The organism is Nocardia altamirensis NBRC 108246 (assembly GCF_001612685.1).
Classification (GTDB): Bacteria; Actinomycetota; Actinomycetes; order Mycobacteriales; family Mycobacteriaceae; genus Nocardia; species Nocardia altamirensis.
In genome coordinates, this window is the sequence record NZ_BDAY01000060.1 from 41,714 (window position 1) to 66,718 (window position 25,005).

Here is a 25,005-nt window from a genome sequence, read left to right on the forward strand (position 1 = left end):
CCTAGATGCGCGCCATGACCGGCACGCGAGGAACCCTGTGTTTATGGGCCGCTCGGGCATCGCCCGCCCGACCCGCGCACAGGGTGGGGTGGGCCACATCTTGGAAGGTGTTGTGCGGGGCTCGGGATGGGCACGGTGGGCGGGGGTCTACCATCCTCTGTAGTAGTAGCCGCGCCGCAACGGCTGAAGGGGCGCCGAGGCGGGCGAAGGTCCAGCTCTCGCGCATCCAGCACAGCGGGACCGAGCGCGCTGCTTGGTCCATGCCGGATGCGATGCACAGCGTGCGAGGAGAAACAGTGCGGATTGGGCAACAGCCGGGTGGCAATGGCGCGCACGGCTCCTCTCCGACGGCGCTGGACGACCGGTTCACGGGTCCCGGCTTGCCGTCGCGGCTGGTGCGAAGGGTGCTCGCGTACATCGCGCTGACCAAGCCGCGGGTCATCGAACTGCTGCTCGTCGCGACGATTCCGACGATGCTGCTCGCCGACCGCGGCCACATCGACATCAAGCTCATCCTGGCGACGCTGCTCGGCGGCTGGATGGGTGCGGCCAGCGCGAACACGCTGAACTGCGTGGCCGACGCCGACATCGACAAGTTGATGAAGCGCACCGCCAAGCGGCCGCTGGCCAGGGAAGCGGTGCCGACCTCGCACGCCTTCGTGTTCGGTGTTGTACTCGGCCTCGCGTCCTTCGCCTGGTTGTGGTGGACGGCGAATCTGCTCAGCGGTGTGCTCGTCGTCGCCACCATCCTCTTCTATGTTTTCGTCTACACCCTCGGCCTCAAGCGCCGCACCTCACAGAACGTGGTGTGGGGCGGCGCCGCAGGCTGCATGCCCGCGCTGGTCGGCTGGTCCGCGGTGACCGGCGGCATCGGCTGGCCCGCGATCGCGCTGTTCGGCGTCATCTTCTTCTGGACACCGCCGCACACCTGGGCGCTGGCGATGCGCTACAAGGAGGACTACCGCGCGGCGGGCGTGCCGATGCTTCCGGTGGTGGCCACCGAGCAGGTGGTGACCAAGCAGATCGTCATCTATACGTGGCTCACCGTGCTCACCACGTTGGCACTGGCGCCCGCGACCGGCGTCGTCTATACCGCCGTTGCGCTGGTGGCCGGAGCGTGGTTCCTGCTGATGGCACACCAGCTGTACGCGGGTGTGCGGCGCGGTGAATCGGTGAAGCCGCTGCGGTTGTTCCTGCAGTCCAACAACTATCTGGCCGTGGTGTTCTGCGGTCTCGCGGTGGACTCGGTGCTCGGCTGGAACACCATCGGCAGTTACTTCTGAGTGCTGCGTCGAGCGACGTAGCCATCAGGCCTGACCAATACCCGGGTGCCTTCGGTGGCGTCGTATGCCGCGAAGGCGTGGCCGTCGACGTCGACGAGGTGCGGTCCGTCGACTGAGGTGCCCGGCCGGACGATCACGTAGGCGGCGGTGCCGGATTCGGTCGGCAGCTCGCGGGTTGCGCCGAAGTGCAGCAGTGTCGCGTGCGGGCCGCGGAACACGTCGAACAGCCGGATCGGTTGACCGGTAGCGTCTTTCAGCGGTGCGTCGGGGGCGCGATCGCCCGCGACGAGCTGTCCCGACGCGGCGGGTTCGCGGTAGCTGATGTCCAGCTGCTGGGTTTCCGGGCCGCGTTTCATCGCGTCTTCGTCACCGTCGATCAGCTTGTCGAGCAGCGCCGAGCTCAGCCCGAGTACCCGGGCGGCGACCGTCCTTCGCTCGGATTCGTAACTGTCCAAGAGTGATTCGTCGCCGTTGACGGCGGCGGCCAGCTTCCAGCCGAGGTTGTACGCGTCCTGGATGCCGGTGTTCATGCCCTGGCCGCCGGTGGGCGGGTGCACGTGCGCGGCGTCGCCTGCCAGGAAGACGCGCTCGTCCCGGAACCGTTCGGCCAAGCGGACATTCGGCCGCCACACGGTGGACCAGGCGAGGTCGGTCAGGGTGATGTCGGTGCGCCCGGAATAGCGGTCGACGTACTCCTGCAACACCGCGAGGCTCGGTTCGGCATCGCCGGTCAACGGCGCGCCGAACTGGAAGTGGCGTCCGCCGGACAGCGGAGTCAGTGCGATGCCCTCCATCGGCTGCTCGGCCGAGGCGAACCAGTAGCCGAAATCGTGATCGAGTGCGTCGGCGCGGACGTCGCCGAGCAGCATGCGCAGCGACTCGTCGGTGCTGCCCTCGAACGCGATGCCGAGCGTCTTGCGCACCGTGCTGCGGCCGCCGTCGGCGCCGATCAGGTACACCGCGCGCACCGTCTCTGTGTCGCCGTCGCGAGTGAGGGTGGCGGTGACGCCGGTGGCGTCCTGCGTGAATGTGGCAAGGGCGGTGCCGAGTTCGACCCGCACCCCGAATTCCGCGAGCCGGTCGCGCAGGATCGCCTCGGTCCTGGACTGCCCGAGGAACCAGAGGTTGGGGTAGGGGACGGTCGGCGTCGGCTCGACTGGCTCGCTCACCCGATGTTCCCCGGCGAACTCGCCGCCGAGGTAGGCGCGCAGCACCGGGGCCGGCATGCCTGCGGTGCGTACCGCGTCGAGCACGCCGAGGTCGTCGAACACCTCCATGGTGCGCGGCTGGATGCCGTCGCCGCGCGAGCCTGCGAAGAACTCGGTGGCCTGGTCGATGATGCGCACCGGGATGTTGCGGCGTGCCAGTTCCAGCGCGAGCGTCAGGCCGGTGGGTCCGGCGCCTGCGACGAGTACCTGGTCCTGCATGATTCCTCCATCAGTGAATTATAATTCAGTGAATACGCATTCAGTATCGGAGTTGGTACCTTGCCTGTCAAGGAGGTGGGTGCGGTGTCGATGAGTCGTAAGGAGAAGTCGGCCGAGACCGAGCACGCGCTGAAAGCGGCGGCCCTGCGGCTGTTCGCCGAGCGTGGGTACCTGAACACCAAGATCGCCGACATCACGACCGAGGCCGGACGCGCGGCCGGGTCGTTCTACAACCATTTCGCGGGCAAGGAAGAACTACTCCAGGCGCTGCTGAACGACATCGAGGCGCAGGCCGACGTGGTGGTCGAGGGGCCGGACCACAACGCGGACTTCACCGACCCGGACGCGGTGCGCTTCCACATCGAGCAGTACTGGCTGTCCTACCGCAAGCATTGGGCCGTCTACCGCTCGATGCAGCAGGCCGCGCTCGTCAACGACGATTTCGCCAGGCAGCTAGGCGAATTCGCGAAGCAGCAGCTCCGCGACATCGCCGATCATCTCGACGGGTTCGCCGCGAAGGGCTTGACGCTCCCCAGCACGCCGAATGCCAGCCTGGCCATGATGTTCCAGCTCACCACCGCGATGGTGCAGGGCATCGAGGACGGCACGGTGGAGCTCACGGACAAGCAAGCCGTCGACGGGCTCACCCGATTCATCTACCGGGGACTAACCGGTCGCGACTGCTGAACGTTCTTGTCTGGCAGGAGTCATCGTCACGTCGACACCGGAAGTCCTTGCCGCGCAGGAGCACCGGCGGGCGGCTAGGCCCGCCGGTGCGCTGGGTCATGGGATGAGGACGATGGAGCCGGTGGTCTGGCGACCGGCCAGATCACGGTGCGCCTGTTCGGCCTCGGCGAGCGGATAGCTGGCCCCGACCCGGATCTGCAGGGTGCCTTCGGCGATGGCGTTGAGGACATCGGTTGCGCGCCAGAGGAGTTCGGCGCGGTCGCGGGTGTAGGCGCCGAGCGAAGGGCGGGTGACGAACAGCGAGCCGCTGGTGTTGAGACGCTGCAGATCGAACGGCGGCACCGGTCCGCTCGCGCCGCCGAACAGCGCGAGCATGCCGCGCACGCGCAGCGAGGCGAGGCTGCCCTCGAAGGTGGCCGCGCCGACGCCGTCGTAGACCGCCGCAACGCCGACACCGTCAGTCAGCGCGCGCACCCGCGCCGGGACATCGTCGTAGCGCAGCACCTCGGCCGCACCCGCCTCCCGCGACAGTTTCTCCTTCGCGTCCGAGGACACCGTGGTGATCACCCTGGCGCCCTTGGCCGTCGCGAGTTGGGTCAGGATCAGGCCGACACCGCCCGCGCCCGCATGCACGAGCACGGTCTCGCCTTGCTTCGGCGTGTAGATCGATTCGAGCAGGTAGTGCGCGGTCATGCCCTGCAGCAGCGCCGACGCCGCGACCGCGGGTTCGACACCGTCGGGCACCGCGATCGCGACGGCGGCGTCCACCGCGACCCGCTCGGCGTAGCTGGCGGGGGCGCCGGCCCAGGCGACCCGGTCGCCGACCGCGAACTCGGTGACATTCGCGCCGACCTGTGCGACCACACCCGATGCCTCGGAACCGGGGATATAGGGCACCTCGCGCGGGTACTGGCCGATGCGGAAGTAGATATCGATGTAGTTGACGCCGACCGCCTGGACGTCGACGAGCAGCTGATCGGGGCCGATGACCGGGTCGGGCACCTCGGCATATCGCAGGACTTCGGGACCGCCGAGCTCGGAAACCTGGATGGCGCGCATGAGATCTGTTCTACACCGCAAAGGCTGGACCGTTTCCTACTGGTCGGTAGACTCCCTGTCATGAGTGCTCACGCCGCCACGGCCCCGGTGAAGTTGTCGGGCGCCCTCGTTGAGTCCGTCAAGGGATTCGTCGCCGACCACGGCGAGACCGCAACGGCCGTCCTGCAGCCGATCGGCCGGATGGGTGTCCGGGTCACGCTGGTCGGCGCCGACGGCATCCTCGGTGATCGGGTCGTCGACACCATGGACATCGCCAAGGAACTCGTCGCGACCATCGATGGCCTCACCGAGGCCGACGAGTGGGACCGCGAGCTCACCTCGATCGTTACGCCGCGCTCGGGACACTGGGCGCAGATGGCGGGCTGGGTCGCCCGTCAGCGCCGGTTCCCCAAGGCGCGCAACGAGAGCTGACGTGGGCGGGCGCGCGCGACTCGGTGCCGGGTGGCAAGGCCGCCTCGGCGTCGTGCTGCTCGCCGGGTGGACAGTCCTTGCGGCGCAAGCCGTTCCGGCCGCTGCTCAGGAGCCGGCGAACGCGCTGCGCGTCTGCACGCCGGGGGACTACCCGCCGTACTCGGTCACCGACGGCACGGGTGCTTACCGCGGCGTCGATATCGACTTGGCTCGCGGCTTCGCCGACGTACTGCGCCGCCCCCTCGTTTTCGTGCCGCTGACCTGGGCAAGCCTGAAGACGGATTTCGGTGCGCTGCACTGTGATATCGCCGTAGGCGGCATCTCGGACCAGCCTGCCCGCCGCGCGTTCGCCGACTTCTCGATCGTCTACGGCACCGACGGGAAGACGCCGATCACCCGCCGCGAGAGCGGCACGGACTACTCGACGATCGAGCAGATCAACCGGCCGGAGGTGCGGGTGATCGCGAACCGCGGCGGCACCAATGAAGAGTTCGCGCGCAAGAACTTTCCGGACGCTCAGCTCACCCTGTGGCCGGAGAACCTGACGATCTTCGACGAGATCGAACACGGCCGCGCCGACGTGTTCGTCACCGACGCGGTCGAGGGCCGCTACCGGGTGCGCCAGCACCCCGGTCTGCAAGTTCTGCACCCGGACAAGCCTTTCGACTCGTTCGCCAAGGTGCTGCTGGTGCGCAAGGACGATCCGGTGCTCGCGATCGCCCTCGACGCGTGGTTGGCCACGCAACTCGCCACCGGCGCGGTGGACCGCCTGTTCGATCAGTGGATCGGACCCACCGCGTCGGCCGGCTGACGACCGCTACGCCAACGCTGGCGGCTTGGCTGTGCTGTCGGCCCGATAGTGTCGCCATGGTTCGAGCTGATCGCCGGGGAACGGGTTGTATTCCGTTAGGAGAGAGCGGAGTTCGTCGGTCGTGGTCGCGAGCTCCAGGCCGTGCGTGCTCACCCACGCGTCGTTGTAGATCGTCTCCAGATATCGATCGCCGCCGTCCGGTGCGACGGCAACCACGTTGTGTCCTGGTCCGAGCAACTGGGCGACGCGCAAGGCGATGAAGACGGCCGCTCCGGAGGACCCACCGAGGAGCAGGCCTTCGGTGCTGGCCAACAGTCGGCAGGTGCTGAACGCTTCGGCGTCGCCGCACCAGTAAGCGTGGTCGATGACGCTGCGGTCGAAGTTGCCAGGGGTGAATCCGGAGCCGAGGCCGATCAGCAGATGCTGTCCCATCGGTCCGCCGATGGCGGTAGAACCTCGACCGTCCACCGCCACAGTGAGACAACGACTTCCGGCTTGTTTGAGCGCTCGTCCGATTCCGGTGAGCTGGCCGCAACTGCTCGTGGTGCACACCACCGCATGCACATCGCCATCCAGGTCGGTGAGGATTTCCTGTGCGGTCGTCATGCTGTGTGCGGCCGGGTTGCTCGGGTTGTTCCACTGGTTGGGCATGTACGCGCCCGCTGTGTTGCGCGCGATCTCTTCGGCGGCGCGGATCCGTGGGATTTGATACTTGCCGTGCTCGTCGCTGGTGCTGACGAGCGTGGGTTGCGCCCCGTACGCGGCGATGCTGCGCACGCTGAACGGTGGGGTGCGTGGGTCGACCATGATCTCGGTGCGGATTCCGAGGGCGGCGCCGATCATGGCCAGCGCGATGCCCAGGTTTCCGGACGTGGCCTCGACGATCGCGCCGTCGGTGTCGAGTTCGCCGGAGCGGATGGCTTCGCGCACCATGGCGGCGGCGGGGCGTGCCTTGACGCTGCCGCTGGGGTTGAGGCATTCGAGTTTGACCCATACGGTCGCCTCCGTTGCTCGGGTGAGCCGGTTGAGCCGGACGAGCGGAGTGCCGCCGATGGCCTCAATAATGTTGTTGTACTTCATCGTTCTGTCCTCTGGTGCGCAGTGCTGTGTGGTTGGAGGGGTGGAAAGAGGGAGCGAGCACGCATCACGGCGATCAGCACGGCGGCACCGATCCCGTGGCCGATCAGCAGCAGCCACGGCAGCCATGGCATGTGCATCCGAGCACCGAGGTCGACGGTGTAACCGACAACGATGTTGCTCACGACCGCCGCCAATCCGGACGCGGTCGCGAACACGCCGAGATAGGTGCCGGTCAGTGCGGGGCGGGCGAACTCGGATGTGAGATCAAGCGCCACCGGCTGCGCGATCGCGACGCCGAGCGTCAACACGATCGTGGCCAGCATCGTCGGCAGCAGAGCGGGGATGGCCGCCCACAGTCCAGTCGCGCCGGTCGCCGCGGTCGCCCCGCTGCCGAGGGCGGTCGGCGCGAAGGCCAGTCCGCACAGCGCGATCCCGACGCCGACGGACATCGGGGAGGTCCACCGTTGTCGACACCATTCGGTGATCCGCATCTGCAGGCCGAGGGTGACGAGCGTGGACACGAGGAACAGGACCGCGACAGACCCCGCGAAACCCGAAGTGCGGGCGGCTTCTAGGGGCAGTGTCAGGTAAAGCTGGTTGTACAGCACGAAGATCGCGGACGTGGCACACACATACAGCAGGAACCGACGATCTCGGAACAGTTCCCGCCAGTCGGCCAGCACCGACTGTTCCGGGAGCGCCACCGGACGCGGCGGGAGCAGCGCGAGCTGCGCGATGGTCAGCGCGGCGAACACCAGCGCCGCCACGGTCGCCACCACCCGGAAGTCGACCATGAGCAGCAGTCCGCCGAGTAGCGGGCCGATCAGGGTCCCGCATTCACCCGCGATATTCAAGAGTGAAAACGCTTGCAGCCGTTGCGTTCCCGACTCGTGTGCGAGATAAGCACGGGCCGCCGGACTGAATATCGCCCCTGCCACCCCGGTCACTATCGCGGCCGCGATCAACCCGACGACGCTGTCCACCACCGCGAAGGCGCCGAATCCCACTGCGCGGAGCAGACATCCGGCAATGATCATCGGTCGGCACCCGATCCGGTCGGCGGCCGAGCCGCCGAACAGGGTCAAGCCCTGCTGGCTGAGGCTGCGGATGCCGATGATCGCACCCACCACCCCCGTCGCCAGGTGCAGGTTGTCCCGCAGATGCGTGGCGAGAAACGGAATCAGCAGATAGAAGCCGAGATAGACGCCGAACTGATTGACCAACAGCAACTGCACGGTGGGCGGGAGGGTGCGGGCGGCACGGTATGCGGTCAGCACGGCGCCCGATCCTTGCCGTCACGGTCGGCTCGGCGGCACGGATCGATGATGCGGGTGCAGCGCGTCCAGCGGCGGACCACCTGTTCGGTCGGGTGCGCGATCGTGTCCGGTTCGATCGGCGGATCGGCGTCGAGCAAGCCGTGCTGCTCGCAGAAGGCGTCGTGGTAGATCGTGTCGAAGTAGCGGCCAGGCCCATCGGGAAACACCGCGGCGATGCGAGTTCCGAGGTCGCTCGTGCGGGCCAGCCACCCCGCGACCAGAGCGACGGCGCCGACGCTCCAACCGCCGGTGGCATGGTGTGTCGCGGCAAGTGTGCGGCAGGCCCAGACCGCCTCCGACGGTGCGACCCAATGGATTTCGTTGAACGCGGGATAGTCGACATTGCGCGGATAGATGCTGGAGCCGAGGCCGCGCATCAGCCGAGGTCCGGCCGGTTGGCCGAAGATCGTCGACGCCACGGTGTCGACGCCGACCAGTCGCAGCTCGGGGTTGAACCGGCGCAGTACCCGCGCCACCCCGGCCGAGTGGCCGCCGGTGCCGACCGAGCACACCAGCACATCTATCCGGCCCACCTGCTGAACCAGTTCGAGTGCCAGCGCTTCGTAGCCGTCGACGTTGTCCGGGTTGTGGTATTGATCCGGGCACCAGGCGTCCGGATCATCCGCGAGCAGTTCGACCACTCGGTCGCGCCGCGCCTGCTGCCAGCCGCCGCTCGGATGCGGTGTGCTCACCAATTCGACCCGAGCCCCGTAGGCCGCAAGCATGTGTGCGACGAACGGTTCCATCCCCGGATCGGTCACCACCGTGATCGGGTGACGATGCAGTATTCCGGCCAGGGCTAGTCCCAAACCCAAAGTGCCACTGCTTGATTCGACGATCCGCGCGCCTTGGCGGAGATCGCCGCGCTGCTGCGCGCAGCGCACCATGTGGAGGGCGGGGCGGTCCTTGATGCCACCGGGGTTGAACCCCTCCAGCTTGGCCCAGAAACCGCGGCCGGTCGGCGCCAGCGGCGCACCGACCCACAGCACCGGTGTGTTGCCGACGAGGGCCCTCGGACCTCGCGCCGCCATCGGCGCGCGAACCAGCGTCGTCGCTATTTCGTCTTGTCGGGCCAGCACGATCTTTTCCATGCTGTCGCTTTCTCATTCGAGGCCGCCGAACGGGCGGCAGATCCGAGTGGGCAGCGGACACCGGCCGACCATGAACTATGTCGGCCTGGCGCTGACCCCTCAGTTCCGAGCGACACACAGACGCGTAGTGATACCTCGGCCGCTCACGGCCGGCAGGGCGCTGATCGCAGGCGCGCGAGCCCCGGGGCGGCCGGATGGCGAAATGCCAAGAACTCCAACGATTATCAGGCCGAGAGCCATAAGCAACAGTGAGACGATTGGTTTACTGACCACGCTCGGCGCGATCAGCTTCGGCACGCAGTGCGTCAGATGGCCTCGGCACTCGCGGTCGCTCGGTGCGTCGACCAACTGAGACGGCTCACCGGGCATGGGACCGGCGAGGTGGTCGACAACCGAAACAGTCGCGGGGTGGGCATGAATCTCTTCGGTCAGCAGGCAGTCGAGCATCGGCAGTGCGAGCATTACTGCCGTCAGTAATGCCAGCAACGAGTTACCGAGCCGCAACCGGCCGAAGAGTCTCACGATGCCTCCAGGTGGAGCAATCGGGGTCGTGGTACACCTCACCTGTCCGCATAACGAAAGGTGAGGGGTCGGCGACTCTCCTCGGCGGCTTTGCCGGTATCCAAGCCATTGGCGTCACGGTATGGAATCGCAGACCGAAAACGCTTTTGCCTTGGCAGATGCTAGTGAAACTTGTTGACAGTGAACCGATTTGGAGATACCTATGCGCGCTCACTATACGTGATCGCAATGCTTCCACCAAGAACTGTCATTCCCACTCGAATACGGCTCGGCATCAAACCTATGAATGGGAACGAGGCGGAATGGCTGGATGGGCGAATGCAGGGACTCGTGCGCGTTGCCCCATCACGCCTGACAGGTCTTACGTTGCCAGCGCCACGCTGCCACGCTCAACTGTCAGTTCACGCACAGCAATTGATTCTAGAATTTCTCGGCAATTCAGTGCCCCAAGGGATTCGGCACGTGAATTCGAGACAAGTTTCGATGCACATTGTGCAGTCTGCCGCAGCCGGGTCTCCGTTTTTCGGGCATTGTGACTGGCTTCAATATTCGCCGAGCACCAGGTTTTTCGGGGTTTCGCCGTTGACGAAGCGGAGGATCTCGGCGCGCGCAACCGCCCAGCCGCGTTCGTAGCTGCCGGTGCTGTTGCCTGCGACGTGCGGGGTGAGCAGTAGGCCGGGGGCGGTCCACAGGGGGTGGTCCGGAGGGAGCGGCTCGGGATCGGTGACGTCGAGGGCGGCGCGGAGCCGACCCGAACTCAGTTCGGCCAGCAGCGCATCGGTGTCGACGATCGGTCCGCGGGCGACGTTCACCAGGATGGCGTTGTCGGGCATCGCGGCGAGAAAGTTCGCGTCGACCATGCGAAGGGTGCGGCTGGTGACCGGGACAGTCAGCACAACGACATCGTGTGCGCCGAGCAGCACGGGCAATTCGGCGACACCGCGCACCCCGTCGCGGGCCGTGGTGCCGACGAGGGTCGCCGTCGCGTCGAACCCGGCCAGCCTGCGCACGAGCTCGCCGGCCAGGTCGCCTGCGCCGACGATGAGAATCCGCTTGCCGACCAGGGTTTCGGTCTGATGGGAAGTCCACGCCTTGGCCCGCTTGGCATCGGCGAAGCTGCCGAGGTCGCGGTAGATGTGCAGTAGTGCGGCCAGCACCCATTCGGCCGAGCTGCCGCCGTGCGCGCCGCGTCCGGTGGCGACGCGCACCCCGTCGGGGAGATTGTCGACCCAGCCCTCGGCGCCCGCGGTAAGCATCTGCACCAGGCGAAGTTTCGGCAGTTGGGTCAAATCGACCGTGTCGGCACGACTGAGGAAACGGGGGACAAGCACTTCCGCTCGCTCGGCGCCGTCCGGGAAAGGCTCGCCGTGGTCGTATCGCATCGGTTGAACTCCGTCGATTCCGGAGAGCGCCGCGACTCCGTGGTCGTCCGGCACCAGAACAATAACCGCCATGCTCGTGAGATTAGTGGCCTTGCCAACGGGCGCAACGGGTTCCGTCGGACATTTTCCGGCGAATCGGACTCTCCGGACGCATTTGTCGATTCCCACCACAGCTGTCTCAGTCAGTGCGATGATTTACTTCGGTTCTGCCGCAGAGTGACGTATCAGTCGGCTAAATTGTGCCCCAGCCGGGGGTGGAGCCGGTGGAAACGAGGTTGCGGTGGTCGTCGACAGGGTCGCTCGGGTGTCCGAGCCGGTGGCGCGGTGGGGATTCGATCTGGTCCTCAACAGCCTGCGAACCTTCGGGCGAACCCTGCAGCTCGCGATCGCCGCGTTCGGCTACCTGGTCACCGACATCGTCAAGCTGCGCCATCCCTGGCGCGACACGGTGCAGCAGGGCTGGTTCATCGTCAGCGTCACCGCGATTCCCGCTGTGCTGGTGGCGATTCCGTTCGGCGTCATCGTGTCCGTCCAGGTCGGCAGCCTGACCCAGCAGGTCGGCGCGACCTCGGTGGCGGGCGCGGCGGGCGGGCTCGGTGTCATCCGGCAGGGCGCGCCGATGGTGACCGCGCTGCTGCTCGGCGGCGCGGCAGGCTCGGCGATCGCCTCCGACCTGGGGGCGCGCACCATCCGCGAGGAAGTGGATGCGCTGCGCACCATGGGCATTGATCCGGTGCGGCGACTGGTCGCGCCGCGGCTCGCGGCCATGCTCGTGCTGACGCCGCTGCTGTGCCTGCTCGTCATTTTCATGGGGGTCTTCACCGGTTATGTGGTCGCGGTCGGCTTCCAAGGGGTGACGCCGGGCAGCTATCTGTCCTCGTTCGCGGCCTTCGCGACGATGGCCGATCTCGGGGTGGCGATCGTGAAGTCGGTCATCTTCGGGGTGATCGTGCTGATCGTCGCCTGCCAGCGCGGACTGGAGGCGGCGCACGGACCGAAGGGTGTCGCGAACGCGGTGAACGCGGCCGTGGTGATCGGGGTGATCGCGGCGTTCGGCGTGAATCTGGTCATCACCCAGCTGGTTTCGATGTTCCTGCCGCAAAAGGTGGGCTGATGACCGAGGTTCCCGCCAAGTACCACGCGTTCGGCAAGGCAGGCCGGGTCGCCGAGCGCGGCGCGAGTGGCCCGCTGACACTCTTCGAATCACTCGGTCACCAGCTGACTTTCGTCATTCAGGTGCTCGCCGCAGTGCCGCACACCCTGCGCTCCTATCGCCGCCAGACCATGCTCACGCTCACCGATATCACCTGGGGTAGTGGCAATCTCATCGTCGGCGGCGGCACGGTGGCGGTGCTGATCTTCCTCGGCGTCGCGGTCGGCGGCTCGATCGGCGTCGAAGGATTCACCGCGCTGAACATGGTCGGCATGGGCCCGCTCACCGGGTTCGTCTCCGCCTACGCGAACACCAGGGAGATGGCGCCGATGGTCGCCGCGATCGGCTTCGCGGCCCAGGCAGGCTGCCGGATGACCGCGGAGATCGGGGCGATGCGCATCTCCGAGGAGATCGACGCGCTGGAAGCCATCGGCATCCGCCCGGTCCCGTTCGTGGTGACCACCAGGGTGATTGCGGGGCTGATCACCATCGTCCCGCTCTACCTGCTCACGCTGATCCTCAGCTATCTCTCCTGCGCGGTGGTCGTGAATGTGCTGCACGGCCAGTCCTCGGGCACCTACTACCACTACTTCGATGCCTTCCTGCAACCCGGCGACGTGCTCGCCTCGCTGCTCAAGGCGACGGTCTTCGTGGTCATGATCATCCTGATCCACGGCTACCAAGGCTTTTACGCGACCGGCGGGCCGGAGGGGGTCGGCAGGGCGTCGGGGCGGGCGATCCGCGCGAGCCTGGTCCTGGTGGTGATCGCGGACATGATCATGACGATCGTCTTCTGGGGCCTCGATGTCGGAATCAAGATCTCGGGGTGACGTGTGCCGCTTTTCGTTGATCATTCAGGGCGTTCGGCCGGGCAGTGGATGCTGCGACTCCGCGGGCTGATCGTGGCCATCGTCATCCTGGTGGTTGCGGTGTTCACCACGCAGTACGCGCAGGGGAGGTTCGCGGACCGGTTCCGCCTCACCATCGACGCGGCCACCCTCGGCGAGGGTCTCACGCCGGGCGCCGAGGTGAAGTTCCGTGGCTTCGCGATCGGCACCGTGCGCAAGGTCGACACGGTCGGCTACGGGCATCAGCGCATCGAACTGGAATTGGACCGCACGCAGGCCGGCGCGCTCACCGACGATGTGTCGGCGCGATTCACCTCGTCGAACATCTTCGGTTCCAGCGCCATCGAATTGGTGAACACCGGCAAGGGTGATCGGCTGCCGGAGAACTCCACCCTGTTCATCGGCGCCAATGCGAGCAATGCCACGGTGTCGAGCGTGTTCCGCCGGGCGGCGCGGTTGACCCAGGTGCTCGATTCGGAGACCGTGCGCGCGCTGTTCGACTTGCTACTCGACAACACCGCGGCGCTGGGGCCTGCCGTGCAGTCGTTTTTCGCCACCGCGCGGGTGCTCGCCACGAATCAGCGTGCGTCACTTGGCCATTACCTGGATATCGGGGCCGACGTCAGCACCGGCGTCGCACAGACGACGCCGCCGGTGGTCGATGTGATCCTCGGCGTGCTGGACAACAGCGCATACTTCGGCACCGCCGAGAATCGGGAGCGGACAAAGCATTCGCTGTCCACCCTGGACACCGCGCTGCTGCTGCCGGTCGCCGATCTGCTGCGCAGGGACAACCCGGATCTGGCCGTGATCATCGGCGGCGTACTGGATCTGGTGGTGCCGATCAGCGCGTCGATCGGCACCGTGGCGCCCGCGTACAACCGGTTGCCCGCGTTGCTCGCCCGGATCGATAGTGCGTTTCCGGTGATCGACGGCCGGGTGCAACTCCAGCTCGAGGTGATCGTGAAGAACATGCCCTACCTTGCGGATTCGATCATCGCGTCCCGGCAGGGGATGCCGCGATGAACAGCGTGACCGCCGCAGGCGTCAAGCTCGCCGTCTTCGTCGCGATCGTCGCGGTGTGCTCCGCTTTCGTGGTGGCCGCGCTGAATACGCCGGTGCCGGAGGACAAGGTGTCCTATGACGCTGTCTTCACCGATGTTTCGGGGCTCTACCCGGGTGATGTGGTGCGGATGTCGGGCGTTGCGGTCGGGAAGGTCGACGCTGTCTCGCTGGACGGCACGCTTGCGCGGGTCCGGTTCACCGCCGATCGGCAGCGCCCGCTCTACGACACCACCGAAGCCGCAGTGCGGTACCAGGATCTGATCGGGCAGCGCTATATCGAGCTGATGACCGGACGGCCCGGCGGCGTCCGGCTCGCGGCGGGCGCCACCATTCCGGTGGCCCGCACCATCCCGAGTTTCGATGTGTCCAAACTGTTCAACGGCTTCAAGCCGCTGTTCGAGACGCTGGACACCGCGCAGCTCAACCAGTTCGGCACGAACATCCTGCGGGTGCTGCAAGGCGACGGCAGCGGCATCGCCCCCGCACTCGCCGATCTCGACCGGCTGACCAAGCACGCCAAGAGCAGCGAGGCGGTGGTGGTGCTGCTGATCCACAACCTCGGCGAGATATCTCGATCGATCAGCGGAAAGTCCGCGGCGGTCGGTGCGCTCGTCAAACAACTCAACGGGGTGCTCAGCGCGTTCGGCAGCCGGACCGCGACCATCATCACCGCCACCGAACAGGCCAATCGCACTATGGTGCCGCTCATTCCGCTGCTCGAGGAGCTGCGGGCGGCCTACGACGACAGCTACCTGCCGCTGGACGGCCTGCTGCGCAGGGTGCTGCCGCAGACCGATCAGCTGGTCGAAATCCTGGCGCTGGTGCCGTCATTGATCTCGGGGCTCAACCAGAACGTTCCGGCCAGCGGGGTGGCCACGACGTATTCGTGCGCGGACGGTGAGCTCGGGCTACCGGGCATCGGCACCGTCGTCCTCGGCAATCAGAAGCTGGTGGTGTGCAAATGACCGGCGCGACACAACAATTGATCGGGTTGCCCGGTCGGTTGTTCACCGAGCTCAAAGAGCTGCGGGCCGCACGAGCCGAGCCGTGGCGCCAATTGCGGTGGGGGATAGCCGGGGTGCTGGTGAGCGTGCTCGGTTTGCTTGCGGCCGCGGTGCTGTACGTGGTGCCGTTCGGGGAGCAGGCGTACACGGCCGACTTCCGCACATCCGGCGGAGCGAGGGTCGGCGACGAGGTGCGGATCGCGGGTATCAAAGTCGGCCAGGTTCGTTCGGTGGAGTTGGTCGGCGACCATGTCGAGGTGCGGTTCGGCGTGGCCAGGGACGTGCACGTCGGCGACGAGTCGGCGGTGGAGGTGAAGATGCTGACACCGATCGGCGGGCACTATCTGACGCTGCTGCCGCGCGGCGACAAGACGCTGGGCGGCAAGCACATTCCGCGCGAGCGCACCACCACACCCTTCGAGCTGACCGACATCATCGACCTCGCCACTCCGGTGTTGAGCAAGGTCGACGCGACCACACTGCGCGGCACGATCGCCCAGGTGAACGCCGCGCTTGCCGGGCAGCCCGACGCGGTGCGCTCGGTCATCGGCAACTTCAACGATCTGACCGGCGTGCTGGCCGAGCGTTCCGGACAACTGAATTCGGCGCTGCAGGTGACCGACGAATACATCGGCGCCATCGCGACCGATCGTGCGGTGCTTGCCGACTTCGTCCGCGAACTCGGCACGGTCGCCGTGGTGCTCGGCGAGCGGCGCGGGGAGATCGTCCAAGTCTTCGAGCTGCTGAAACGGCTGTTCGTGATCATCCACCGGCCGGTGCTGGCCTACGGCGATTCGATCGAGCCGTCGGTGGCCGAATTCGAGGAGCTGTTCAACAAACTCGTCCAGGATCCGGGCCGGATCGACACGGTGATCGCGGGGATCAAGGACTTCATCGGGAAGATCTCGGCCATGCTCGGCCCCGACGGGGTGACCATTGACCAATCCGCCAGCGTGGTACGGGGTCCGGCGCTGTGCATCCCGTACGAGGGGAGGGCGTGCTGATGAAGCTCTGGGGCAGAACGGGTGTCGTCGTTGCTGTCGGGGCGGTGCTCGCCTCGGTCGCGGTGGTGGTCGGCGTGAGCGGTGCCGGCGTGGTGGACCGCGTGCAACCCGCCAAGCAGAGCCTGTGCGCCGAATTCACCGACACGGTCGGCCTTTACGAAGGCAACAGCGTCACGATGCTCGGCGTCGAGGTCGGCACGGTCGCGCGGATCGAGGCACTCGGCGATCGGATGCGGGTGACGATGCGCATCGACGGAAAGCTCGACCTGCCCGCCGACGTGCAGGCGGTGACCATGTCGAGCTCGATCGTCACCGATCGGCATGTCGAGCTGACCAAGACCTATACCGGCGGACCGAAATTCGATACCGCACACTGCGTTCCGCTGGCGCGCACCAGGACACCGGTCGGCATCAGCGACGCGCTCGACGCGCTCGGACGGCTGTCCGGCGACCTGCTCGGCGGTCAGCAGTCGCCGACGCCGGGTGCGCCGACGGACGCGCTGCTCGACCAGACGATCACCGGCGCGGTGCGGGCGCTGGACGGCACGGGTCCGCAGTGGAACTCCCTGCTGCAGCGGCTGTCTCAGGTGATCGGCGATCCGGCCGATCGGGATGTGGTGCTGCGCAGGCTCGTCGACAACCTCGACGACCTCACCACCATGTTCATCACCAACTGGCCCGACATGCAGCAGCTGCTCGACAACCTGAAGAACGGCATCGCCCTGGTCGACGGCTTCTCCACCGAGCTGTCGCGAGCGGTCGATCTCGCACTGCAGTTCCTGCCGGTGATCGCCCGCAATGTCGGCAAGTACGACCACCAGTCCTTCGAGTTCCTGGACCGGATCATCCCGGAGGTCCACCGGTACGCCGTGCTGGCGGGCAGCATCGTCGATCTGCTCGCGCAGCTGCCGCCGCTGTCCGGGAAGCTGGCCTCGGTGTTCGATCCGGCCACGGGTGCTGCCATGGTGAATTACCGGCCGCCGCGCTACGAGGCGGCGGACGGCAGCCAACCCGGCCTGGTCCAGGTGATTCTCGGCTCGCTGGGGGCGCCGTGAAGCGCCTGATACCGGTGCTCGCCGCGCTGACGCTGCTGCTGACCGGCTGCGGCCTGCGCGCGACGGACGTGCCCATTCCAGGGACCTATCTGTCGGGGGACACCTTCTCGATCAGGATCGAATTCGGTTCGGTGCTCAACCTGCCCGACCGCGCGAAGGTCATCGCCGAGGGCGTCGAGGTCGGCATGCTCGACCGGATCGAGCTGGTCGGTGACACCGCCGTCGCCACGGTCGATCTGAAATCCGATGTGCGGCTGCCCAAGTCGACCACCGCCGAGCTGCGGCAGAGCACGATCCTCGGCGATATCCACATCGCGTTGCAGGCGCCGCCCGCGGCCGGACCGCCGTTCCTGGTGAACGGCGACGTCATCACCCGCGCGCACACCGTGCCCGCGGCCAATGTGGAAGACATCCTGCGCGCTCTGTCGAATATCGTCACCGGCGGGCGCTTCGGCGAGCTTCAGGAGCTCATCGCCAGCGTCAACGCGGCCTTCCCGACCGACCCGAAAGACCTCGACCGCATCCTGACCGCCGGGCGCAACGCGCTGCACGACCTGTCGACGCACGGCACCGAGCTGGATCGGATCCTGGCCGCCGCGGCCAGCGTGTCGACCACACTGGAGGCCAACAAGGACAACGTCGACCGCACCCTCACACTCGGGCCCGGCCGCGCCGAAGGCCTGTCCGACGTGCTGTTCGGACTGGTTCAGCTGATCATCGACGGCGGCGAATTGGCCAGGTATGTCGGCGATCTCGCGCTGCCGATCCGCGGCGACCTGCACGACATCTTCAGCATCCTCACCCCGGCCGCGCTGACCATCGCGCGCGCCGACAGCACGATCCCGATGAACGTCGACACCATGAACCGGCTGTTGCGCGAGAAGCTGATTCCGTTCTTCAGTGCGCCGCCGAACATCCGGGTGCAGCGGGTGGCACCGGAGGCCGCCGCCACCGATGCGGCGGCGCGCTCGGACCAGATGATCCAGGTGTTGCGGTCGATAGGAATGGTTCGATGAAGCTCTCCGGTCCGGTCTCGCTGGCGTTGCTCCTGGTGATGACGGTGGTGTGTGCGGCATACATGGCCATCGGGGTGCTCGACATCGACCCGCGCCGCAGCACGAATACCGTGACGGTGCTGATGGATTCGTCCGGCGGGCTGATGCCGACCTCGCAGGTCGATCTGCGCGGCATGCGCATCGGGAAGGTGCGCGCCATCACCGCCACCGGCACCGGACTCGCGGTGCGGATCGAGCTGGACGCGAAATACCGAGTCCCGCTGGGCAGTGAGCTGTACATCAGCAACCTGTCCGCGGCAGGTGAGCAGTTCATCGACTTCCGGCCGACCACCACCGCGGGTCCGTATCTCGCCGACGGCAGCGTCATCCCGGCGCACCAGGTGCGGATCGCGACCACCGTCAGCGAGGCGCTCGCCAAGCTGGATGTGCTGAATTCCCAAATAGATCCGGTGAAGATCGAGAAGCTCGCCACCATCCTGTCGCAGGGGTACGCCGGGCGGGAGCGGGAGATCGCCAACCTCACCCACACGCTGACCATGACGGCACAGTTGCTGCACGACAAGCGGGACGCGATCACCCGGTTGTACGTCAACGGGCAGCAGCTCGGCGAGAACTTCGACGGGTACGGGCCGGTGATCGGTGATTGGGCCGACGATTTCACCGACGTATTGCCCGATGTGGTGCACCTGATCGAAGGATTTCAAGGCTATTCCTATGCGGGCGAACACGTCTGGGACGAGCCGCTCGGGCCGCTGGTGCAGAAGATCGATCAGTACATCTCGCTGCTCGGCCCTGATCTCTCGCACATCGCCACCGTGCTGAAGCCCGCCACCAGCGCGTTGAAACCTGTTCGGGTGGACGCGGGTTCGATCATCGACCTGCTGTCGGCCACGTTTCCGGAGAGCGGGACCGCACGCATCACGCTCGCCGTTCCCCAGTAGAGAGTCGAGGACATCATGACCACCGAATCCGTGGCCGAGCCGGTGCCGCAGAGCGAAACCGAGACCGGCACAACGAAGGAGCCGGAAGCTAGGCGCACGGGCCTCGAATACGTGTTCGGCGGTATCGCGGTGCTGCTGACCGTGCTCGCCATCGCACTCGGCCTGTCCTGGCAGTCCAGCTCCGACGATCTCGCCGCACTGCGGCAGCAGAACGCCGACCGGGACAAGGCCGCCGAGGTGGCCAGGGACTACACGCTGCGCTCGCTGACCTACGACCACAAGAACCTGCCCGCCTTCTTCGACGGTGTGCAGCGCGACGCCTCCGACGCACTGCGCAAGCGCTACGACGAGGTGCACGACACGTTGGCGAAGATCATGACCGAGGCCCAGGTGGTCGCCACCGGCCAGGTGCTCGGCACCGCGGTGGAAGCGCAAGGCAACGACCAGTATTCGGTCACCGTGTTCGCGACCCAGAAGACGCAGAACATCCAGCAGCCGAATCCGGCGACGGTGCCCAACATCCTGGTGGTGACGGTCGCGAAGCACGGCGGCGGATGGCAGGTCGCGGACTACGGCCCGAAGGGCGAGGCGCCGGGACGGTGACGGCACGTTGGTAGGCTGACGAGCTATTTGCCTCGGTGTCGAGAAGGAGTGCCGTGCCGGACCAGCCCCGCGCGCCGCGTCGCGGCAGGCCGCCACTCGAAGGGCTGCCGGAACGGCGCAGGCAGCAGATCATCGCGTCGGCCTATGCGGTGTTCGTCGAGCGCGGTTACGAGGCGACGGCGATCGCCGATGTGGCGGCGCATGCGGGCATCGGGCAGGGCACGGTGTATCGGTATTTCGCAAGCAAGCGCGAAATCCTGGACCACGTCGTGGATTTCGGCGCCGCGAAGCTCATCACGGCACTCGAGCCGCACACGCTGATCAGCCGCCCGTCCTCAGTTGCGGAAATGCTTGCCGCGATTCGGGCGGCGATCGTCCGGTTGTACGCGATGCTCGAGCAGGAGCCGGAGTTCCTGCGTCTGGTCCATGTGGAGGCGAGCGCGATCGACCGGGAGCTGAGCGATCGCCTGGTCGGCATGGAGCTGCTCGTGAGTGCTTTTGTGGCGCACGAGCTTCGGCGCGGCAGCGAGGAGGGCTGGCTGCGCGCCGACATCGACTCCGATGTCATCGCGCACGCGGTGCTCGCGATGGTGGTGCCCGGTGTGCTGCGGGAGATCCGCGGCGAGAACTCGTCGCAGGAGCGTGAACGGACCACCACCGGTGTGCTCACGATCCTCGAAAAGGCGTTGCGGCCACGCGATCCCGCGGCCGCTGGATCAGCGCGATGAGCGCGGCCGACCGCAGTGTGAAACGTCGTGCGGAGCTGGTCTTCTCGGCCTACGAGCTGTTTGTCGACAAGGGGTACCGGTCCGTCGTCGTCGCCGACATCGTCGCCCGCGCAGGCGTCAGCCACGGCACCTTCTACAACTATTTCGACAACAAGCGCGACATTCTCGACGCCGTCATCGACCACTATTTCGCGCTGATTCGCGACCGCGTCTTCGGCCGCGTCATGGCGGGCCAGCGCCCGCAGTCCCTCGACGAATTCTGTGCGCTCGTCGGCCGGATCGTCGATCAGTGCTACGAATTGGTCGAGGACGAACCGGGTTTGGTGACGTTCCTGCTGATCGAGGCGACGTCGATCGACGCCCGTGTCACCGAGCGTTCGATCGAGAATCTGCGCGTCTACAGCGACGAGGCCACCGATCGGATCAAGAAGGGCATTGCTCTCGGGTACCTGGATCCCACCCTCGACCCGAGGCTCACCGGCGAGGTGCTGCTCTCAGTTCTGTTGTCCGCCACCCTGTCCGCGATTCGCAAGGACACCAACGGCCTCGACCAGGACCGGGTGCGCACTGCAGTGGTCGGTTTCGTCCGCGCCTCGCTCCAACCCTAACGGCGGCCGAAGCGGGCGACGGCCTCGAGGACGGCCGTGCGCATCTGCGGGCTGCCGGTATGGCCGGAATCGTCGATGACCTGGAGCTCGGCGTCGGGCCATGCCTTGGCGAGTTCCCATGCGGTGGACAGCGGGGAGCTGAGGTCGAGGCGGCCGTGGATCAGGACGCCGGGGATGCCTGCCAGCTTGTCCGCGTTGTCGAGCAGTTGGTCCTCGGCGAGCCAGGCCGCGTTGGCGAAGAAGTGCGAGCAGATGCGGACGAACGCGAGCATGGCCGCGTCGTCCTTGGCGCTGTATTGGCCTGGGTTGCCGAGGGATTCGTGCGAGATGACGGCGTCCTCCCAGGCACACCAGGCGCGCATGAGCGCCGTCCTGGTCGCCGGGTCCTGGCTGTTGATCGCCCGGCTGTAGGCGAGGACGATATCGCCGTCGCGCTGGTCCGGCGGCAGTGCGTCACGAAACGTCTCCCACTGCTCCGGCAGGAAGCGGGCGACGCCGTTGTAGAGCCAGTCGGTCTCCTCCAGCGTCGTCATCGTGACGCCGACCAGCACGATCTCGGAGACCCGCTCGGGAAATCGTTCGGCATAGGCGAGGATCAGCGTCGAACCCCAAGAACCGCCGTACAGCAGCCACTTGTCGATGCCGAGATGGGTACGCAGCCGCTCCATGTCGGCGATGAGATGCTCGGTGGTGTTGCAGGACAGGTCGACCGCTGGATCCGACGCGTGCGGCAGGCTTTCGCCGCAGCCGCGCTGATCGAACAGCACGATCCGATAGATCGCGGGATCGAAAGTCTTCCGCGCCCCGCGCTTTCCACCACTGCCCGGCCCGCCGTGCACGACAAGTGCCGGCTTGCCCTCGGGATTACCGCTGGTCTCCCAATAGATCTGGTTGCCGTCACCGACGTCGAGCAAGCCTTTCGCATAGGGCTCGATAGGCGGAAACGGTTCGGCGACAGGCGCTTCGGAACTGGTGCTGACCATCGGACATCTCCCCACATTCGGTGATCAATCGACGCCTCCAACCCTAGCTGGACGTGTCAGGCAGGCTGCGCCGCATCGACCGACACACGCGTGCGCAACGATGCCCAGAGCGCCGCCGTCGCCGCGACACACGCACCCGCACCGCCGACATGGACCACGACAAGAGCCGCGGGCACGTCGGTGAAGTACTGCACGATGCCGACCAGCGCCTGCGAACACACCAGCGCGAGTACGACGAAGAGCCGCTTGCGAATTGCGGGCGTGATACCCACCGCGTACAACCCGAAGCCGAGGCCGATCAGCAGCGCCAGGTAGCCGACCAGCAGCTGCGAATGGAGATGCACCAGCGTGACGATCTCGATCTGCAGCCGATCGACCGGCCGTTCGATGCTCTTGTCGCCCGCGTGTGGTCCGGCCGCGGTCACCAGCGTGCCCGCGATGAGCACACCGGTCAGCGCGACCGCGCTCAATGCGGTCAGCCAGCGCAGCGGCGCGGGCACCTGCGCGGTGTCGATCCCAACGTCCGGCTCGCAGATCTTCGCGTAGAGCACCGTGGCCAGCCACACCATGAGCATGGACGCCAGCAGGTGCACCGCGACGGTCCACCACAGCAGCCCAGTGCGCACGGTGATGCCGCCGATGATGCCCTGCAGCAGCGTGCCGCCCGGCATCAGCCAGGCGTAGATCAGCACGTCGCGGCGGCGCCGGGCGCGCAGCACCGCGAGCACGATCAGCGCGGCGAACAGCGAGACCACACCGGTGAGCATCCGATTGCCGAACTCGACGGCCTGGTGCAGCACCGGCACCTCGGAGACGCCGATCGGGGTGAAGCTGCCCGGGAAGCACTGCGGCCAGGTCGGGCAGCCGAGTCCGGAGGCGGTGACCCGGACGACGGCGCCGGTCACGGCGATGCCCGCCTGCGTGAGGATCACCACGATCGCGGTCAGCCGCTGCACCCGCAGCGAGGGGAGCGGCAGCTTGTCGACGAGTCGCAGGAAGGCCCGATACAGCACGGCACGATGCTAGAGCACGGTCAACTACACGCTGTCGTTGGTACCGGGTGCCCTTACTCGAAACGGAAGAAGCGCGCGGCCAGCACGCCGGACACCAGGCCCCACACCGCGAGCACGGCGATGCCGAACCAGTCGATGCTGGTGCGCATCGCCTCCTCGAGCGTCACCGCCAACGCGCCCGAAGGCACCAGCCTGGCAAGCACATTCACCGCGCCGGGCAGATCGTCGGTGGCGAACACCACGCTGGCGATGCCGAGCATGACGAACCACAGGATGTTCGCCAGCGCCAGCACGATCTCCGCCTTCAGCGTGCCGCCGAGCAGCAGGCCCATCGCCGCGAACGTCGCGGTGCCGAGCGCGATCACCAGTGCGCCGATGGCGAGTCCGGCGAGGTCGGGCCGCCAGCCGAGCGCGACACCGATGACGCCGAGCAGAATCGCTTGCAGCACAACGACGATGAGCACCGCCGCGCTCTTGCCCGCGATAATGCCCCAGCGCGGCAGTGCGGTGGCGCCGAGCCGCTTCAACGCACCGTAGCGGCGATCGAAGCCGACGGCGATGGCCTGACCGGTGAACGCGGTGGACATGACGGCGACCATCATCACCGCGGGCACGATCTTGTCCACCCGGTCGTCGCCGAGGTCGCCGAACGGCAGCAGGCTGAGCCCGACCAGCAGGGTGATCGGAATGAACATGGTGAGCAGCAGCTGTTCGCCGTTGCGCAGCAACAGAATCAGCTCGAGCCGGGTCTGCGCGATCAGCATCGCCAGGCGCGTGCTCGGGCGCGGGTCGGGGGTGAAGGTGCCAGGCGCGAAGCGGTTGGTTGCCTGGTCTGGTTGCGTCATCATCCGCGGAGGTCCCGTCCGGTGAGTTCCAGGAAGACGTCTTCGAGCCTGCGCTGGTCGATCCGAATGTCGGTGGCGAGCACGTTCACTCGCGCGCACCACGCGGTCACCGTCGCGAGCACCTGCGGGGTGATCTCGCCCTCGACCAGATAGGTGCCCGCGCTCGTCTCCCGCGGCGAGAAACCTTCCGGCAGTGCCGATTTCAGGAGGTCGAGGTCGAGTTTCGGTGGGGCCGAGAAGCGTAGCTGCCCGGCAGCGCCGTGCGCGGTCACCTCGGCGGGCGTGCCGGAGGCGACGATCCGGCCGTGATCGATGATCACCAGCTGGTCGGCGAGCTGTTCGGCCTCGTCCATCAGGTGCGTGGTGAGCACGACGGTCACCCCGTCGCGGCGCAGCGCATCGATGAGCTCCCACACGATGAGCCGCGCCTGGGCGTCCAGGCCCGCGGTCGGCTCGTCGAGGAAGACGATCTCCGGCTTGCCGACCAGCGCGCACGCCAACGCGAGCCGCTGCTGCTGGCCGCCGGAGAGCCTGCGGTACGGGGTGCGGCGATTGTCCTGCAGGCCGAGTGTGCGCAGCAGCCAGTCCGGATCCAGCGGGTCGGCCGAATAGGAGGCGACCAGATCGAGCATCTCGCCCGCCCGCGCGCCCGGGTAGGCACCGCCGCCTTGCAGCATCACGCCGATGCGCGGCCGCAGCCGTTCCGAATCGGCCACCGGATCCAACCCGAGCACCCGCACCGACCCGGCATCGGGGGACAGGAAGCCCTCGCACATCTCGACGGTCGTGGTCTTGCCCGCGCCGTTCGGACCGAGCAGCGCGAGCACCTGCGCCCGTTCCACCTCGAAGCTCACACCGTCGACCGCGCTGATGTCGTCGTAGCGTTTGACGACGCCGTCGATGCGGACAGCGAGTTCCGCGGCTGCAGTCACGCCTCCGCCTCGCTGGCGCTCGACTCCGGCGCGCCTGAGGCGTGCTGTGTCTTTGGTTCGCTCGCAAGCTCGCTCACGGAGCAATACCGTAAGCGGTTGCCCCATGTGACCGGGACGACACCCCAGCCCTGTCCCGTT

General features: G+C 67.0%; 26 protein-coding genes. 15 read left to right on the top strand and 11 right to left on the bottom strand.

The genetic code is table 11. The features are described 5' to 3' along the window. Window positions 1-296 precede the first annotated feature (296 nt). The gene (locus NA11_RS28820) at window positions 297-1,283 is read left to right on the top strand and encodes a heme o synthase (protein WP_069165202.1); all 987 of its coding nucleotides are present in this window, start codon (window positions 297-299) and stop codon (window positions 1,281-1,283) included. Here NA11_RS28820 and NA11_RS28825 read toward each other — a convergent pair. Then, the gene (locus tag NA11_RS28825) at window positions 1,274-2,710 is read right to left on the bottom strand and encodes an FAD-dependent monooxygenase (RefSeq protein ID WP_069165168.1); all 1,437 of its coding nucleotides are present in this window, start codon (window positions 2,708-2,710) and stop codon (window positions 1,274-1,276) included. The two genes, NA11_RS28820 and NA11_RS28825, sit on opposite strands and share 10 nt — an antisense overlap. Before the next feature lie 90 nt (window positions 2,711-2,800). Between NA11_RS28825 and NA11_RS28830 the strand changes: the two genes are divergently transcribed. After that, on the top strand, window positions 2,801-3,397 hold the full coding sequence (locus NA11_RS28830) for a TetR/AcrR family transcriptional regulator (RefSeq protein WP_069165203.1): 597 nt from the start codon (window positions 2,801-2,803) through the stop codon (window positions 3,395-3,397). Window positions 3,398-3,493: 96 nt separating this feature from the next. Here the strand turns inward: NA11_RS28830 and NA11_RS28835 are convergent, their stop codons facing one another. After that, window positions 3,494-4,456 (bottom strand): quinone oxidoreductase family protein, encoded by a 963-nt coding sequence (locus tag NA11_RS28835; RefSeq protein WP_069165169.1) that lies wholly within the window; start codon window positions 4,454-4,456, stop codon window positions 3,494-3,496. 60 nt (window positions 4,457-4,516) lie between these two features. On the opposite strand from NA11_RS28835, the gene NA11_RS28840 reads away from it, so the two are divergent. Beyond that, the gene (locus tag NA11_RS28840) at window positions 4,517-4,867 is read left to right on the top strand and encodes a hypothetical protein (RefSeq protein WP_069165170.1); all 351 of its coding nucleotides are present in this window, start codon (window positions 4,517-4,519) and stop codon (window positions 4,865-4,867) included. 1 nt (window position 4,868) lies between these two features. Next, a complete protein-coding gene (locus NA11_RS28845) occupies window positions 4,869-5,678 on the top strand; it encodes a transporter substrate-binding domain-containing protein (protein ID WP_069165171.1) in 810 nt (269 codons plus the stop codon). Between the two features lie 6 nt (window positions 5,679-5,684). Here the strand turns inward: NA11_RS28845 and NA11_RS28850 are convergent, their stop codons facing one another. From NA11_RS28850 to NA11_RS28865, 5 genes are all read right to left on the bottom strand, one after another. After that, entirely contained in the window at window positions 5,685-6,758 is a 1,074-nt protein-coding gene (locus NA11_RS28850) for a PLP-dependent cysteine synthase family protein (protein ID WP_069165172.1), read from the bottom strand. Then, window positions 6,755-8,035 carry an MFS transporter gene (locus tag NA11_RS28855; protein WP_218023394.1) on the bottom strand — a complete coding sequence of 427 codons (1,281 nt, stop codon included), beginning with the start codon at window positions 8,033-8,035 and terminating at the stop codon, window positions 6,755-6,757. The genes NA11_RS28850 and NA11_RS28855 overlap by 4 nt, the downstream gene beginning before the upstream one ends. Beyond that, the gene (locus NA11_RS28860) at window positions 8,029-9,165 is read right to left on the bottom strand and encodes a PLP-dependent cysteine synthase family protein (RefSeq protein ID WP_084655154.1); all 1,137 of its coding nucleotides are present in this window, start codon (window positions 9,163-9,165) and stop codon (window positions 8,029-8,031) included. The genes NA11_RS28855 and NA11_RS28860 overlap by 7 nt, the downstream gene beginning before the upstream one ends. A 99-nt stretch (window positions 9,166-9,264) precedes the next feature. Continuing rightward, on the bottom strand, window positions 9,265-9,687 hold the full coding sequence (locus NA11_RS45050) for a hypothetical protein (RefSeq protein ID WP_141717898.1): 423 nt from the start codon (window positions 9,685-9,687) through the stop codon (window positions 9,265-9,267). Window positions 9,688-10,229: 542 nt separating this feature from the next. Next, window positions 10,230-11,141, bottom strand: coding sequence for a 2-hydroxyacid dehydrogenase (locus NA11_RS28865; RefSeq protein WP_069165173.1), 912 nt, complete (start codon window positions 11,139-11,141; stop codon window positions 10,230-10,232). Window positions 11,142-11,349: 208 nt separating this feature from the next. On the opposite strand from NA11_RS28865, the gene NA11_RS28870 reads away from it, so the two are divergent. The 11 genes from NA11_RS28870 to NA11_RS28920 are packed head-to-tail and all read left to right on the top strand — an operon-like array spanning window position 11,350 to window position 21,094. Next, window positions 11,350-12,183: an MlaE family ABC transporter permease gene (locus tag NA11_RS28870; RefSeq protein ID WP_084655155.1), complete on the top strand. Its 834-nt coding sequence runs from the start codon at window positions 11,350-11,352 to the stop codon at window positions 12,181-12,183. Continuing rightward, window positions 12,183-13,052, top strand: coding sequence for an MlaE family ABC transporter permease (locus NA11_RS28875; protein ID WP_069165175.1), 870 nt, complete (start codon window positions 12,183-12,185; stop codon window positions 13,050-13,052). Before NA11_RS28870 ends, NA11_RS28875 begins: the two co-directional genes overlap by 1 nt. 3 nt (window positions 13,053-13,055) lie before the next feature. Next, window positions 13,056-14,096, top strand: a complete 1,041-nt coding sequence (locus NA11_RS28880; RefSeq protein ID WP_069165176.1) for an MlaD family protein — start codon at window positions 13,056-13,058, stop codon at window positions 14,094-14,096. Beyond that, window positions 14,093-15,100: an MlaD family protein gene (locus NA11_RS28885; protein ID WP_069165177.1), complete on the top strand. Its 1,008-nt coding sequence runs from the start codon at window positions 14,093-14,095 to the stop codon at window positions 15,098-15,100. Before NA11_RS28880 ends, NA11_RS28885 begins: the two co-directional genes overlap by 4 nt. Next, the gene (locus NA11_RS28890; protein WP_069165178.1) at window positions 15,097-16,143 is read left to right on the top strand and encodes an MlaD family protein; all 1,047 of its coding nucleotides are present in this window, start codon (window positions 15,097-15,099) and stop codon (window positions 16,141-16,143) included. Before NA11_RS28885 ends, NA11_RS28890 begins: the two co-directional genes overlap by 4 nt. Next, a complete protein-coding gene (locus NA11_RS28895) occupies window positions 16,143-17,198 on the top strand; it encodes an MCE family protein (protein WP_245746253.1) in 1,056 nt (351 codons plus the stop codon). Before NA11_RS28890 ends, NA11_RS28895 begins: the two co-directional genes overlap by 1 nt. Then, window positions 17,195-18,214 (top strand): MlaD family protein, encoded by a 1,020-nt coding sequence (locus NA11_RS28900; protein WP_069165180.1) that lies wholly within the window; start codon window positions 17,195-17,197, stop codon window positions 18,212-18,214. Before NA11_RS28895 ends, NA11_RS28900 begins: the two co-directional genes overlap by 4 nt. Continuing rightward, window positions 18,211-19,155, top strand: coding sequence for an MlaD family protein (locus NA11_RS28905; protein ID WP_069165181.1), 945 nt, complete (start codon window positions 18,211-18,213; stop codon window positions 19,153-19,155). Before NA11_RS28900 ends, NA11_RS28905 begins: the two co-directional genes overlap by 4 nt. Before the next feature lie 15 nt (window positions 19,156-19,170). Further along, window positions 19,171-19,758, top strand: coding sequence for a hypothetical protein (locus tag NA11_RS28910; RefSeq protein ID WP_069165182.1), 588 nt, complete (start codon window positions 19,171-19,173; stop codon window positions 19,756-19,758). A 53-nt stretch (window positions 19,759-19,811) separates the two neighbouring features. Continuing rightward, window positions 19,812-20,486, top strand: coding sequence for a TetR/AcrR family transcriptional regulator (locus NA11_RS28915; protein ID WP_069165183.1), 675 nt, complete (start codon window positions 19,812-19,814; stop codon window positions 20,484-20,486). Further along, window positions 20,483-21,094, top strand: coding sequence for a TetR/AcrR family transcriptional regulator (locus tag NA11_RS28920; RefSeq protein WP_069165184.1), 612 nt, complete (start codon window positions 20,483-20,485; stop codon window positions 21,092-21,094). Before NA11_RS28915 ends, NA11_RS28920 begins: the two co-directional genes overlap by 4 nt. Here NA11_RS28920 and pip read toward each other — a convergent pair. Genes pip through NA11_RS28940 form a run of 4 tightly spaced genes read right to left on the bottom strand, consistent with a single transcriptional unit; the run spans window position 21,091 to window position 24,867 of the window. Further along, a complete protein-coding gene (gene pip / locus NA11_RS28925; RefSeq protein WP_069165185.1) occupies window positions 21,091-22,077 on the bottom strand; it encodes a prolyl aminopeptidase in 987 nt (328 codons plus the stop codon). The genes NA11_RS28920 and pip overlap by 4 nt on opposite strands. A 56-nt stretch (window positions 22,078-22,133) precedes the next feature. Continuing rightward, window positions 22,134-23,090 (bottom strand): COX15/CtaA family protein, encoded by a 957-nt coding sequence (locus NA11_RS28930; RefSeq protein ID WP_069165186.1) that lies wholly within the window; start codon window positions 23,088-23,090, stop codon window positions 22,134-22,136. A 53-nt stretch (window positions 23,091-23,143) separates the two neighbouring features. Continuing rightward, window positions 23,144-23,935 carry an ABC transporter permease gene (locus NA11_RS28935; RefSeq protein WP_174567748.1) on the bottom strand — a complete coding sequence of 264 codons (792 nt, stop codon included), beginning with the start codon at window positions 23,933-23,935 and terminating at the stop codon, window positions 23,144-23,146. Next, window positions 23,935-24,867, bottom strand: a complete 933-nt coding sequence (locus tag NA11_RS28940) for an ABC transporter ATP-binding protein (protein WP_069165188.1) — start codon at window positions 24,865-24,867, stop codon at window positions 23,935-23,937. Before NA11_RS28940 ends, NA11_RS28935 begins: the two co-directional genes overlap by 1 nt. Window positions 24,868-25,005 lie beyond the last annotated feature (138 nt).